Origin of the sequence: Streptomyces sp. DG1A-41 (assembly GCF_037055355.1) — a bacterium.
Taxonomy (GTDB): Bacteria; Actinomycetota; Actinomycetes; order Streptomycetales; family Streptomycetaceae; genus Streptomyces.
The window spans coordinates 4,474,513-4,487,687 of the sequence record NZ_CP146350.1; the positions used below are offsets into that span (position 1 = coordinate 4,474,513).

Sequence of the window (13,175 nt, forward strand, 5' to 3'; positions counted from 1 at the left end):
CCGCACAGCGGCTTGCGGTTGAAATCCGGCCGCCAGGGCAGCCAATCTGTACACATCGGGTGTGTATGGCGCTACGATGCGCCGACTTTCGCAGGAGGTGCCCTATGGCACAGGCAATGCGACCCAACACCGCTGGCGGCCTCTTCGCCACGGACGGCAAGCCCCACCCCCTCCAGGACACCCTGCTCGCGGTGACCCTGGCGCTGGGCATCACGTCGTTCGTCACGGCACTCATCGACGAGGACCTGCATCTGCTCAGCTCCTGGACCGGCCTGGTGGGCATTCTCACCGGTGCGTACGGCCAGTGGGTGTCGGAGACGACCAGGGAGCGTTTCGGCCTGATCCTCGGCCTCGGTGCCGCGGCCGTCGGGTTCTTCCTGGGCATGGCGCACGGCGGTCTCTTCGGCGGTCTCATCGACTGACGCCAGGGACACTCCTTCTGAACACCGAGTGACGCCCCGGCCGACCGCGGGCCGGGGCGAAGGTTCCGTACGCCCAACCGGCGCGCATCCAAGGCGCAGTAGGCTTCGCGCGAGAGCCAGGAGCCCCTGACCCTATGGGGACACACCAGCCCGAGGAGCGCCCCGAATGAGCCTGACCCTGAGGACCATCAGTCGCGAGCAGCATCTGGCCTACATCCAGAGCCTGCCGTCGGCGAGCCACATGCAGGTCCCGGCCTGGGCTGACGTCAAGGCGGAGTGGCGCTCCGAGAACCTCGGGTGGTTCGACGACAGGACGGGCGAGCTGGTCGGTGCCGGTCTGGTCCTCTACCGGCAGCTTCCCAAGATCAAGCGCTACCTCGCCTATCTGCCCGAGGGTCCGGTCATCAACTGGTTCGCGCCGAATCTCCAGGACTGGATCGAGCCGATGCTGGCGCACCTGAAGCAGCAGGGCGCCTTCTCGGTGAAGATGGGCCCGCCGGTGGTCATCCGACGCTGGGAGGCCACCTCCATCAAGCAGGGCATCCAGAACCCCGATGTGAAGCGGCTGCGCGACATCGAGGCCGACCACATCGAGCCGCGCGCCTTCGAGGTCGCCGACAAGCTGCGCCGCATGGGCTGGCAGCAGGGCGAGGACGGCGGCGCCGGCTTCGGCGACGTCCAGCCCCGCTACGTCTTCCAGGTGCCGCTGGCCAACCGCTCCCTGGAAGAGGTCCACAAGAACTTCAACCAGCTGTGGCGCCGCAACATCAAGAAGGCCGAGAAGGCCGGTGTCGAGGTCGTCCAGGGCGGATACCAGGACCTCGAGGAATGGCAGCGGCTGTACGAGATCACGGCCGTGCGCGACCACTTCCGGCCGCGCCCGCTGTCGTACTTCCAGCGCATGTGGACGGCCCTCAACAGCGAGGACCCCAACCGTATGCGGCTGTACTTCGCCCGGCACAACGGCGTGAACCTGTCGGCGGCGACGATGCTGATCGTCGGCGGGCACGTCTGGTACTCCTACGGCGCCTCCGACAACATCGGCCGCGAGGTCCGGCCCTCGAACGCGATGCAGTGGCGGATGCTGCGCGACGCCTACGCGCTCGGCGCCACCGTCTACGACCTGCGCGGTATCTCCGACTCGCTGGACGAGACCGACCACCTCTTCGGTCTGATCCAGTTCAAGGTGGGTACGGGCGGCCAGGCCGCTGAGTACCTCGGCGAGTGGGACTTCCCGCTGAACAAGCTGCTCCACAAGGCGCTCGACATCTACATGTCGCGCCGCTGACGTCACGTTCACTGCTTCTATACCTCTGATACACGGCAACCGCTGATACACGGCAACCACGAGAAAGGCTCCAGGTCCGGCCATGGCGCTCACGCTCTACGTCGACACCGCGCGCTGGCGGGCGCACCACAAGCACGTGCAGGAGCAGTTTCCCGGCCTCGTGCCGGTCTGCAAGGGCAACGGCTACGGCTTCGGGCACGAGCGGCTGGCGGAGGAGGCCACGCGGCTGGGTTCGGACGTCCTCGCCGTCGGCACGACGTACGAGGCCGCACGGATCAAGGACTGGTTCAGCGGTGACCTGCTGGTGCTGACGCCGTACCGGCGCGGCGAGGAGCCCGTGCCCCTGCCGGACCGGGTCGTCCGCTCGGTCTCGTCGATAGACGGCGTGTACGGCCTTGTCGGTGCCCGCGTGGTGATCGAGGTGATGTCCTCGATGAAGCGGCACGGCATCGGCGAGCAGGATCTGCCCCAGCTGCACGCCGCCATCGAGAACATCCGCCTGGAAGGCTTCGCGATCCACCTGCCGCTGGACCGCACCGACGGCTCGGACGCGGTCGAGGAGGTCATCGGCTGGATGGACCGGCTGCGCGCCGCCCGGCTGCCTCTGCACACCATGTTCGTCAGCCACCTCAAGGCCGAGGAACTCATCCGGCTCCAGCAGCAGTTCCCGCAGACCCGGTTCCGTGCCCGCATCGGCACGCGGCTGTGGCTGGGGGACCACGAGGCCACCGAGTACCGCGGGGCGGTCCTGGACGTCACGCGCGTGGCCAAGGGCGAGCGCTTCGGCTACCGCCAGCAGAAGGCGGCCTCCGACGGCTTCCTGGTGGTTGTGGCGGGCGGTACGTCGCACGGGGTGGGCCTGGAGGCTCCCAAGGCGCTGCACGGCGTCATGCCCCGCGCCAAGGGCGTCGCCCGCGCCGGTCTCGCGACGGTCAACCGGAACCTTTCTCCGTTCGTCTGGGGCGGCAAGCAGCGCTGGTTCGCAGAGCCGCCGCACATGCAGGTCTCGATCCTCTTCGTGCCCGCGGACGCGCCGGAGCCGAAGGTCGGCGAGGAGCTGGTGGCCCATCTGCGGCACACCACCACGCAGTTCGACCGGCTCGTGGACCGCTGACCGGGCGCACGCACTCACCAGGCCCCACGCAGCGAAAGGCCGTACGCGGTTTCCCGTGTACGGCCTTTCGCATCGTTCGCTCAGAGTGAACCGCCCGTCGCGCCCCGCCTGCCCCACTCAACCTGAGGCCCTTCGAGCTGAGCGGCCGCGTGCCGGGCGGGACGGGCCGCGGGACCGAGGACGAAGACGTCCTCCGCGCCGTCGAGCACTCCGCCCGAGGGATCGTCGTCCCCGGACCGGCGCACGGGATCCCGCTCCGGCATGAAGATGTCGCGCACGATCACGACGCACAGATACAGCGTGCCCATCAGGTGCAGGCCGATGGCCCAGTGGTAGCCGTCGGTGGGCAGCCCCTTGTGGGCGTCTCCGCTGGTCGTGTACGCGAGGTACATCCAGATCCCCAGGAAGTACGCCACCTCGCAGGCCTGCCAGATCAGGAAGTCCCGCCACTTCGGCCGGGCCAGGGCGGCCAGGGGCACCAGCCACAGGACGTACTGCGGCGAGTAGACCTTGTTGGTGAGGATGAACGCCGCGACGATCAGGAAGGCGAGCTGGGCGAACCGCGGGCGGCGCGGTGCGGTCAGCGCGAGCACGGCGACACCCGCGCAGCACACCAGCATCAGCAGCGTGGCGAGCGTGTTGACGGTGTCGATGCTGAGCGGGTCGTCCGAGTTCTGGGCCATGATCAGCCAGAAGGAGCCGAAGTCGACGCCCCGTTCCTGGCTGAACGTGTAGAACTTCGACCAGCCCTCGAACGCGAAGAGCATCACCGGCCCGTTCACGACGACCCAGGCGATGACCGCACCACCCAGAGCCGTCCCGTACTCACGCCATTTGCCCGCGCGCCAGCACAGCACCAGCAGCGGCCCGAGGATCAGGAAGGGGTAGAGCTTGGCGGCCGTTGCAAGTCCCAGCAGGACGCCGAAGGCGAGGGAGCGGCCGCGTGACCACATCAGCATCGCCGCAGCCGTCAGGGCGACCGCCAGCAGATCCCAGTTGATGGTCGCCGTCAGCGCGGCGGCAGGCGCCAGGGCGACCAGCAGGCCGTCCCAGGGACGCCGGGCATGGGTTCGGGTCACGCAGACGGCGATGACCGACGCGCATACCATCAGCATCCCGGCGTTGACCATCCAGTACCACTGCTCCTGGTCCTGGATGGTGCCGCTGCCGGGCGTGAGCCAGGAGGCGACCTCCATGAAGACGCCGGTGAGCACCGGGTACTCCAGGTACTGCATGTCGCCGGGGAGCTTGTCGAAGTACGGCACGAGCCCGTCGGCGAAGCCACGTCCCTGGTAGAGGTGCGGGATGTCCGAGTAGCACGCGTGCGTGTACTGGGAGCTGGCACCGAAGAACCAGGCGCCGTTGTAGCAGGGCGCCTTCTGGACCAGGCCGAGGGCGAACATGCCGATCGCCACCAGCGCGATCACCCGCACGGGAGTCCACCAGGACGCCCCGAGCAGGGCACGCCGCCCGAGCGGGCCGCCGATCAGCTCGCTGCCGGCCGCGGCGACCTCGTCCTCCTGGGTCGGCCGCACCGGGTCCGGCTCGTGGACGCTCGCTTGCGTCGATTCTGCACTGGGCATGCCGCACATCCTGCCGTACGCGTCTGTCAATACGCCGAGGGCCGCCGCACCGGGTAGGTGCGGCGGCCCATGTTTCACGTGAGACACCTTCGCGTTTCACGTGAAACACCCAAGCCGGGCGATCGGTCGGCTATCCGGCGGGGCCTCCGAAGATGCCTCCGTTGCCGTTGCCTCCGGTGGTACCGCCGTTCTCGCTCGTATCGCTCGGCGAGGGCGTGGGCGTCACGTCTCCGCCTGTACCGCCGCCGTTCTCCGTACCGCCGTCGTTCTCGCATCCGAAGAACCCACAGGTGTCACTCGGCGAGGGCGACGGAAGCGTCGGGGTCTCGCTGGGCGTGGCGCTCGGCGACTCGGTCACGGTCTCGCTCGGCTCCACGCTGGGCGTCGGGGTCGGCGACGGAGCGCCCACCTCGTGCTGGATCTCGCCGATCTTCTCGGCTTCCGGGAAGCCGGGATCGGGCTCCCCCTCCAGCGCGGCCTTCATGTACTCAGTCCACACCTGGGTGGGAGTGTCACCACCGTGGATGGACTTCTCACCCGCCGTGCCGTTCATGGAGAGCAGCTTGGCGCTCTTGGGGTCCTCACGGAACATCGCGACCGAGGTCGACAGCTGCTGGGTGTAGCCGACGAACCAGGCCGACTTGTTCTCGTCCGTCGTACCGGTCTTGCCGGCCGCCGTACGGCCCAGGGCCAGGGCGTTCTTACCCGTGCCGTTCTGGATGACGTTCTCCAGAGTGTCCGTGACGTTGTTGGCCACGTTCTCGGGCATCGCCTGCGTGATGCGCGGCTTGTCGAAGCCTTCGACCTCCTGCCCGTTGAACTTGACGCTGGTCACCGAGTACGGGGCGGCCTGCTTGCCGGCGGCGGCGAACGTCGCGTAGGCGTCGGCCATGCGGATCGCACTGGGAGTCGACGTACCGAGCGCGAATGACGGGTTGAGGGTGGCGAAACTGGCGTCCAGGATGCCGGACTTCTCGGCCACGTCCCGCACGTTCCTCATCCCGACGTCCATGCCGAGCTGCACGAACGGGGTGTTGACGGACTGCTCCATCGCCTTGCGCAAGGTGATGTAGCCCCAGGGGTGGTCGCTCTCGTTCTCCTGGTAGAAGGGCGTGTTGTCCTTCTTCAGGACGTAGGAGCCGTCGTTGTTCCTGACCTTGAGGTGATCATTGCCGTTGTACTTGCTGAGCGGCGAAAGGGGACCGTCACTCCGGTAGGTGCCGTGCTCCATGGCGGCGGCCAGCACGAACGGCTTCCACGTCGAACCGACGGGGACACCCGAGGTGTCCGCGTTGTTGTTGAAGTGGCCCTTCTCGTAACCCGCACCACCGTAGAGCGCGACGATCGCGCCGTCCTTGGGCTTCACCGACGCCGCGCCGAACTGGACGTGCTTGTCCAGCTCACGCTTTTCCGGGTCCAGCTTTTCCTTCTCGACCTTCTGAACGGCCTTGGTCAGCGCCTCGACCTTGTCCTTCTCGAAGGTCGTCTTGATCTGGTAGCCGCCCTGGTCGAACTGCTTCTCCGTGATGTTGGAGTGGTTCAGGACGTACTTCTTGGCCGTGTCCGCCAGGTACCCGATCTGGCCGCTCATGCCCTTGGACGCCTTTCGGCCCTGCGGCATGGGGTACCTCTTGATCGCCTCCTGGTACTCGGCGTCCGTGATCCTCTTGTCCTTGTGCATCTGCTCGAGGATCCAGCGCCAGCGTGCCTCGGAGCGCTTGCGGTTGGCGTCAGCGCTCGCCGACTCGTCGATGCTGTCGTTGCCCGCGGGGTCGTAGTACGTCGGTCCCTTGAGCAGGGCGGCGAGGAAAGCGCACTCGCTCGGTTTGAGGTCCTTCGCTTCCTTGCCGTAATAGGCCTGGGCGGCGGCCTGGATGCCGTAGGCACCACGGCCGTAGTACGAGGTGTTGAGGTAACCCTGGAGGATAGCGGTCTTCTTGAGCTTCGTCCCCACCTTGATGGAGATGAACATTTCCTTGAACTTGCGGGTGACCGTCTGCTCTTGGCTCAGGTAGGTGTTCTTGACGAACTGCTGGGTGATCGTCGAACCACCCTGCGTGTCACCACCCCGGGCCATGTTCGCCAGGGCCCGGGCGATACCCATGGGGTCGACGCCCGAGTCCTGGTAGAAGGTCTTGTTCTCGGCCGAGATCACCGCCCACTGCATGGCCTTGGGGATACGCTCGATCGTGACGTTCTGCCGGTTCTGGCCACTGCCCGCCGCGACCATCTGGCTGCCGTCGGCCCAGTAGTAGACATTGTTCTGCGACAGGGCCGCCGCGTTCTCCTCGTTGGGGACGCCCACCATGGCGTACCCGATGCCCGCCACGGCCACCATGCTGCCGAAGAAGCCGATGCACAGGCCGGAGACGAGCTTCCAGGACGGCAGCCAGCGCTGCCAGCCGTACTTGCCGGCCCGCGGATAGTCGATCAGCCGCTTCCTGTCGGAGACGGCAGCCGCGCGCCCTCGGCCCCGCCCGGGCCCAACAGGCCCGCCCGGGGCGGCGCGCCGGCCGCCACGGCCCGGTTCGGCCGCTCTGCGGCGGCCGCCTCCGGTGCTTCTCTGCGCCGCACGCCGGGCCTCTGCACGGCCGCCGTACGGACGCTCCTCACCCCCCGAGTCATAGGAGTCCGACCCATAGGAGTCGGACGGAGACCCGGTGGCGCCTCGCTGGGCCGCGCGGCGGCCGGAGGACGAACCGGACTGGCCGCGTCGGGCCGCGGCACGTCCGCCTCCCTGCGGCTGCGGCGGTTTGCGACGGTGCTCGCTCATCGAACGACTACTCCTCGGGCAGGCGCACCCCTGCGCGCCTGGAAACGGCGGCTGGTTTCCGGTCCCCCCGAAGTACGGATGCGGTCGGCTCCGCATTCATTGGTCCCGCATGCACCCGTACTACACCGAAGACGACGACGCTCTCAGGCGTCACTTGGTTCCCGGTGATGTGCATGGCGCACAGACTACGCACCGCCAAAACCTGCCTAGGCCTGAAGTTCACCTCAAATCAGGCAACTCGCGTCCGATGAACCGGTGATGTGATCCCGTTCACCACACCCCCTCTTGTCGCATCCGGAAGGCCGTTCTATCGTCGTGATGTATCGAGTCGATACATCAGCGCGACACATCGGACCGACACATCGGTCCGAACATCGGGTACCGCGGCAGAGAGGAGGCGACGATGAGCCGGCGTTCCGGGATCCTCGAGTTCGCCGTACTCGGCCTGCTCCGCGAATCTCCGATGCACGGCTATGAGCTGCGCAAACGACTCAATACATCACTGGGTGTGTTCCGTGCGTTCAGCTACGGGACGCTGTACCCCTGCCTCAAGACGCTGGTTGCCAACGGCTGGCTGATCGAGGAACAGGGGAACGAAACCGAGGCCGCTCCCCTCACCGGCCGCCGCGCCAAGATCGTCTACCGGCTGACGGCGGAGGGCAAGGAGCACTTCGAGCAGCTGCTCTCGCAGACCGGGCCCGACGCGTACGAGGACGAGACATTCGCCGCCCGTTTCGCTTTCTTCGGGCAAACCTCACGCGATGTGCGCATGCGCGTGCTGGAGGGCCGCCGCAGCCGGCTCGAGGAGCGGCTGGAGAAGATGCGCCTCTCCCTGGCCCGGACCCGGGAGCGCCTCGACGACTACACGCTTGAGCTCCAGCGCCACGGGATGGAGTCCGTGGAGCGCGAAGTGCGCTGGCTGAACGAGCTCATCGAGAGCGAGCGGGCGGGACGGGACCTGAAAGGCCCCGCCTCGGGGGAGCCCGGTTCGCGTGACACCACATCTGGAGCGTCGGGCGGCCTGCCCCGGCCGGGGGACGACTCCCGTCCGGATACGCCCGGCGACACCGCCACGTGAGAGCCCGTCGAAGGGCCTCACTCGTACACACAGGGAGCAACCGGAATGGGTTCGGTTCGCGTAGCCATCGTCGGTGTGGGCAACTGCGCCGCATCGCTGGTGCAGGGAGTCGAGTACTACAAGGACGCCGACCCGGCGTCCAAGGTGCCGGGCCTGATGCACGTCCAGTTCGGCGACTACCACGTCCGCGACGTCGAGTTCGTCGCCGCGTTCGACGTGGACGCCAAGAAGGTCGGTCTCGACCTGGCGGACGCCATCGGCGCCTCCGAGAACAACACCATCAAGATCTGCGACGTACCCAGCACCGGTGTGACGGTCCAGCGCGGCCACACCCTCGACGGCCTGGGCAAGTACTACCGCGAGACCATCGAGGAGTCCGCCGAGGAGCCGGTCGACGTCGTCCAGGTCCTCAAGGACAAGCAGGTCGACGTCCTCGTCTGCTACCTGCCGGTCGGTTCCGAGGACGCGGCGAAGTTCTACGCCCAGTGCGCCATCGACGCCAAGGTCGCCTTCGTCAACGCCCTCCCGGTCTTCATCGCCGGCACCAAGGAGTGGGCGGACAGGTTCACCAAGGCGGGCGTCCCGATCGTCGGCGACGACATCAAGTCCCAGGTCGGCGCCACCATCACGCACCGCGTCATGGCGAAGCTGTTCGAGGACCGGGGCGTCGTCCTGGACCGCACGATGCAGCTGAACGTCGGCGGCAACATGGACTTCAAGAACATGCTCGAGCGCGACCGCCTCGAGTCGAAGAAGATCTCCAAGACGCAGGCCGTCACCTCCCAGATCCGCGACCGCGACCTGGGAGAGGGAAACGTCCACATCGGCCCGTCCGACTACGTCGCCTGGCTGGACGACCGCAAGTGGGCGTACGTCCGCCTCGAGGGCCGCGCCTTCGGTGACGTCCCGCTGAACCTGGAGTACAAGCTCGAGGTCTGGGACTCCCCGAACTCCGCCGGCGTCATCATCGACGCGCTGCGCGCCGCGAAGATCGCCAAGGACCGCGGCATCGGCGGCCCCGTGCTCTCCGCGTCGAGTTACTTCATGAAGTCCCCGCCCGTCCAGTACTACGACGACGAGGCCCGCGAGAACGTCGAGAAGTTCATCGCGGGTGAGGTCGAGCGCTGAGGCGCTCCAACCAGTCGCTCCTGCCAGGGCTGTGAGGGTCCCCGGGTCGTACGACCCGGGGACCCACTCCGTATGTGAGGCTGTGCCCCATGGCCGTCGTCCGTGACCTGCGTGTGCTGTTGCGCTTCCAGGGCTTCAGGCGCCTGCTCGGCGTGCGCCTGCTCTCCCAGGGCGCCGACGGCGTCTACCAGGTCGCGCTCGCCGCGTACGTGGTCTTCTCGCCGGAGAAGCAGACCTCGGCGGCCGCGGTCGCCTCCGCGATGGCGGTGCTGCTGCTCCCGTACTCCCTCGTCGGCCCCTTCGCCGGTGCCCTGCTGGACCGCTGGCGGCGCCGCCAGGTCCTGCTGTACGGCAGCCTGCTGCGCGCGCTGCTGGCTTCCGCCACGGCCCTGCTGATACTCAGTCCGGCTCCGGACTGGCTCTTCTACGTCTCCGCCCTGTGCGTCACCGCCGTCAACCGTTTCGTCCTCTCCGGCCTGTCCGCCGCCCTGCCCCGCGTCGTCGACGCCGAGCGCCTCGTCATCGCCAACTCCCTCTTCCCGACCGCCGGGACGCTGGCGGCGACCGCCGGCGGCGGTGTCGCCTTCGTCGTCCGCCTGGTGGTGGCGGACTCCGATGCCGCCGTGGTGCTCGTGGGAGCCGTGCTGTATCTGTGCGCCGCCCTGGCGTCGCTCAGCATGACGCGGGAACTCCTCGGCCCCGACCGGAACTTGGTGCGCGAGCGGATCGGGACGGCTCTCAAGGGCACCGCTCGCGACCTGGTGGCGGGCGTACGTTACCTGTCCGCGCCCCCGCGCCGGGAAGCGGCCTGGGCGCTGGCGGCCATGGCGCTGATGCGCTTCTGCTACGGCGCACTGCTGGTGATGCTGCTGATGCTCTGCCGGTACGCGCTCACCACGACCACGGACGACGGACTCGCCCTGCTGGGGCTGGTGTTGGGCTTCTCCGGCGCCGGCTTCTTCGCGGCGGCCGTGGTGACGCCCTGGACCGCCGGACGGCTCGGGCCGGGCCGCTGGATCGTCGTGTGTGCGGGGACCGCCGCGCTGCTGGAGCCCGCTCTCGGACTGCCGTTCGCCACTGCCCCTCTGCTGGCCGCGGCCTTCGTCCTGGGCCTGACCACCCAGGGCGCGAAAATCGCCACGGACACGATCGTCCAGTCCTCCGTCGAGGACGGCTTCCGTGGCCGGATCTTCTCGGTCTACGACGTCCTTTTCAACGTCGCGTTCGTCGGCGCCGCCGCCGTCGCCGCCCTGATGCTGCCGCCGGACGGCCGATCCGTGCCGCTGGTGATCACGATCGCCGTTATCTACGCGGCAGTAGCTGCGAGTATGGGCTGGTTTGGCCGCCAGTAAGTGTCACATCAATGACACACAGCCACATCCGACTACTGCGGTGTCAGTGGGGACCGGTAACTGACGTGGGTCTTATCTCGCGCGACTGTTCGCGCGGCTCACTCATGTTCTAGGGGGACCCCCAAGTGACCACTCCGCCGCCCCAGGGCAACCCGTTCGCACAGGGCCAGCCCGCGGGTCAGCCCCAGGCCCCGTACCCGCCGCAGGGCGGCTACCCCCAGCAGCCCGGCCAGCCCGGCTTCCCGCCTCAGGGCGCGGCTCCGTACGCTCCCGTGGCACCGCAGCCGACCGGCCGCAAGCTCAGCTTCAAGACCATCAAGAACATCGCCATCGTCATCCCGGTGGCGAGCATTGCCATCGGCGGCTACATAACCAGCCGGGACGACGCCAAGACGGCGGCCGTCGGAGATTGCATGCACCGCGGCAGCACGGACGACAACAACCCGGACCTCGAGGTCGTTGAGTGCAGCGCCACGAAGGCCAAGATCGTAGTGCTGGCCAAGATCGAGGGCGCGTACCTCACGGAGACAATGGCGTCGAGCAAGTGCGAAGACGAAGCCAAGGACTTCCAGTACACATACACCGAGAGCGGTGACGGCAAGGACTTCCTGCTCTGCCTGAAGGGCAAGAAGTAAGGCAGATTCAGCGAGGGGCGGTGTTTCACGTGAAACACCGCCCGACCCCTCTCCAGGGTCATGTTTCACGTGAAACATGACCCCGTTTCACCGGCTCAGCCCTCCTGCTCGGCCCACCACTCCTTGAGCGCGGCCACTGCGGAGTCATACTCCATCGGCCCGTCCTCCAGGCGCAGCTCCAGCATGTGCTTGTACGCGCGGCCGACGACCGGACCGGGACCGACGCCGAGGATCTCCATGATCTGGTTGCCGTCGAGGTCGGGACGGATCGAGTCCAGCTCCTCCTGCTCCTGAAGCTTGGCGATCCGCTCCTCCAGACCGTCGTACGCACGCGCCAGGGCCGCCGCCTTGCGCTTGTTGCGTGTGGTGCAGTCCGAGCGGGTCAGCTTGTGGAGGCGGTCGAGGAGCGGGCCGGCGTCGCGTACGTAGCGGCGGACCGCCGAGTCCGTCCACTCTCCGGTGCCGTAGCCGTGGAAGCGCAGGTGGAGTTCCACGAGACGTGAGACGTCCTTCACCAGCTCGTTGGAGTACTTCAACGCCATCATGCGCTTCTTGGTCATCTTCGCCCCGACCACCTCGTGGTGGTGGAACGAGACCCGGCCGTCCTTCTCGAAGCGACGTGTGCGGGGCTTGCCGATGTCGTGCAGCAGGGCGGCCAGGCGGAGGGTCAGGTCGGGGCCGTCGTCCTCCAGCGCCATCGCCTGCTCCAGGACGATCAGCGTGTGGTCGTAGACGTCCTTGTGCCGGTGGTGCTCGTCACGCTCCAGGTGCAGGGCCGGCAGCTCGGGCAGCACGCGGTCGGCGAGGCCCGTCTCGACGAGCAGCGACAGGCCCTTGCGCGGGTGCGGTGACAGGATCAGCTTGTTCAGCTCGTCCCGTACCCGCTCGGCCGAGACGATCTCGATACGCCCGGCCATCGCGTTCATCGCCGCGATCACCTCGGGGGCGACCTCGAAGTCGAGCTGAGCCGCGAAGCGCGCGGCCCGCATCATCCGCAGCGGATCGTCCGAGAAGGACTCCTCCGGGGTGCCAGGAGTACGCAGCACACGCGACGCGAGGTCCTCGAGCCCGCCGTGCGGATCGATGAACTCCTTCTCCGGCAGCGCGACGGCCATCGCGTTCACCGTGAAGTCGCGGCGGACGAGGTCCTCCTCGATGGAGTCGCCGTACGACACCTCGGGCTTGCGCGAGGTCCGGTCGTACGCCTCCGACCGGAAGGTGGTCACCTCGATCTGAAAGCGTCGATCAGCGTCTCCGACGCGGGCATCCTTCTGGGCCCCGACCGTGCCGAAGGCGATCCCGACGTCCCAGACGGCGTCCGCCCACGGGCGCACGATCTTGAGTACGTCCTGGGGGCGGGCGTCGGTCGTGAAGTCCAGGTCGTTGCCGAGCCGGCCCAGCAGCGCGTCCCGGACCGAGCCGCCGACCAGGGCGAGTGAGAACCCGGCCTCCTGGAAGCGGCGGGCGAGGTCGTCGGCGACAGGAGCGACCCGCAGCAGTTCACTCACCGCGCGGCGCTGCACCTGACTCAGGGCACTGGGCATTTCTTCGTTGGCGTTCGGCACAACAGAAGAGGGTACGTGGCCCGGGCGCCCCCGAGCTCCCCCTATTACGCATGCAGATACGTCCGTCAATACGCGCACAAGAGATGCCCTTGCCCTGGAGTCAACCACTGCCTGCCAAACGGCGATATAGCGGACAGCGCGGCGCCGGGACGCGATCTTGTGGAACGGACCGCGGCACTTCCCCTCAGCGCACATCGTTACCATGCGTGGACGCACATTCCGACGACCACTGACGAC

At 67.7% G+C, this 13,175-nt stretch carries 10 protein-coding genes; 7 read left to right on the forward strand and 3 right to left on the reverse strand.

All coding sequences use genetic code 11. From position 1 onward, the window contains the following. The first annotated feature begins 104 nt into the window (after nucleotides 1–104). The 3 genes from V8690_RS20885 to V8690_RS20895 all read left to right on the forward strand — a co-directional run bounded on the left by V8690_RS20885 (nucleotide 105) and on the right by V8690_RS20895 (nucleotide 2,824). Nucleotides 105–422 (forward strand): hypothetical protein, encoded by a 318-nt coding sequence (locus tag V8690_RS20885; protein ID WP_338781018.1) that lies wholly within the window; start codon nucleotides 105–107, stop codon nucleotides 420–422. Nucleotides 423–588: 166 nt separating this feature from the next. Continuing rightward, complete coding sequence (femX, locus tag V8690_RS20890; protein WP_274817594.1) at nucleotides 589–1,710, forward strand: peptidoglycan bridge formation glycyltransferase FemX; 1,122 nt, start codon at nucleotides 589–591, stop codon at nucleotides 1,708–1,710. 82 nt (nucleotides 1,711–1,792) lie between these two features. Continuing rightward, on the forward strand, nucleotides 1,793–2,824 hold the full coding sequence (locus V8690_RS20895; RefSeq protein WP_338781022.1) for an alanine racemase: 1,032 nt from the start codon (nucleotides 1,793–1,795) through the stop codon (nucleotides 2,822–2,824). Between the two features lie 80 nt (nucleotides 2,825–2,904). Here V8690_RS20895 and V8690_RS20900 read toward each other — a convergent pair whose 3' ends face one another. Both V8690_RS20900 and V8690_RS20905 read right to left on the reverse strand, forming a co-directional pair. Then, complete coding sequence (locus tag V8690_RS20900) at nucleotides 2,905–4,416, reverse strand: glycosyltransferase 87 family protein (protein ID WP_338785410.1); 1,512 nt, start codon at nucleotides 4,414–4,416, stop codon at nucleotides 2,905–2,907. A gap of 121 nt (nucleotides 4,417–4,537) precedes the next feature. Beyond that, a complete protein-coding gene (locus tag V8690_RS20905; RefSeq protein ID WP_338781024.1) occupies nucleotides 4,538–7,180 on the reverse strand; it encodes a transglycosylase domain-containing protein in 2,643 nt (880 codons plus the stop codon). 403 nt (nucleotides 7,181–7,583) lie between these two features. Between V8690_RS20905 and V8690_RS20910 the strand changes: the two genes are divergently transcribed. From V8690_RS20910 to V8690_RS20925, 4 genes are all read left to right on the forward strand, one after another. Beyond that, complete coding sequence (locus tag V8690_RS20910; RefSeq protein WP_338781026.1) at nucleotides 7,584–8,258, forward strand: PadR family transcriptional regulator; 675 nt, start codon at nucleotides 7,584–7,586, stop codon at nucleotides 8,256–8,258. A gap of 45 nt (nucleotides 8,259–8,303) precedes the next feature. Beyond that, entirely contained in the window at nucleotides 8,304–9,386 is a 1,083-nt protein-coding gene (locus tag V8690_RS20915; protein WP_338781028.1) for an inositol-3-phosphate synthase, read from the forward strand. Between the two features lie 89 nt (nucleotides 9,387–9,475). Further along, nucleotides 9,476–10,738, forward strand: coding sequence for an MFS transporter (locus V8690_RS20920; RefSeq protein WP_338781030.1), 1,263 nt, complete (start codon nucleotides 9,476–9,478; stop codon nucleotides 10,736–10,738). Between the two features lie 125 nt (nucleotides 10,739–10,863). Continuing rightward, complete coding sequence (locus tag V8690_RS20925) at nucleotides 10,864–11,373, forward strand: hypothetical protein (protein WP_338781032.1); 510 nt, start codon at nucleotides 10,864–10,866, stop codon at nucleotides 11,371–11,373. Between the two features lie 95 nt (nucleotides 11,374–11,468). Here the strand turns inward: V8690_RS20925 and V8690_RS20930 are convergent, their stop codons facing one another. Further along, nucleotides 11,469–12,917 (reverse strand): CCA tRNA nucleotidyltransferase, encoded by a 1,449-nt coding sequence (locus V8690_RS20930; RefSeq protein ID WP_338781033.1) that lies wholly within the window; start codon nucleotides 12,915–12,917, stop codon nucleotides 11,469–11,471. Nucleotides 12,918–13,175 lie beyond the last annotated feature (258 nt).

Bases quoted from the DNA above. Each gene is read 5' to 3' on its own strand.
- V8690_RS20885 (WP_338781018.1), top strand. From the start codon at position 105: ATGGCACAGGCAATGCGACCCAACACCGCTGGCGGCCTCTTCGCCACG.
- femX (WP_274817594.1), top strand. From the start codon at position 589: ATGAGCCTGACCCTGAGGACCATCAGTCGCGAGCAGCATCTGGCCTAC.
- V8690_RS20895 (WP_338781022.1), top strand. From the start codon at position 1,793: ATGGCGCTCACGCTCTACGTCGACACCGCGCGCTGGCGGGCGCACCAC.
- V8690_RS20900 (WP_338785410.1), bottom strand. From the start codon at position 4,416: ATGTGCGGCATGCCCAGTGCAGAATCGACGCAAGCGAGCGTCCACGAG.
- V8690_RS20905 (WP_338781024.1), bottom strand. From the start codon at position 7,180: ATGAGCGAGCACCGTCGCAAACCGCCGCAGCCGCAGGGAGGCGGACGT.
- V8690_RS20910 (WP_338781026.1), top strand. From the start codon at position 7,584: ATGAGCCGGCGTTCCGGGATCCTCGAGTTCGCCGTACTCGGCCTGCTC.
- V8690_RS20915 (WP_338781028.1), top strand. From the start codon at position 8,304: ATGGGTTCGGTTCGCGTAGCCATCGTCGGTGTGGGCAACTGCGCCGCA.
- V8690_RS20920 (WP_338781030.1), top strand. From the start codon at position 9,476: ATGGCCGTCGTCCGTGACCTGCGTGTGCTGTTGCGCTTCCAGGGCTTC.
- V8690_RS20930 (WP_338781033.1), bottom strand. From the start codon at position 12,917: ATGCCCAGTGCCCTGAGTCAGGTGCAGCGCCGCGCGGTGAGTGAACTG.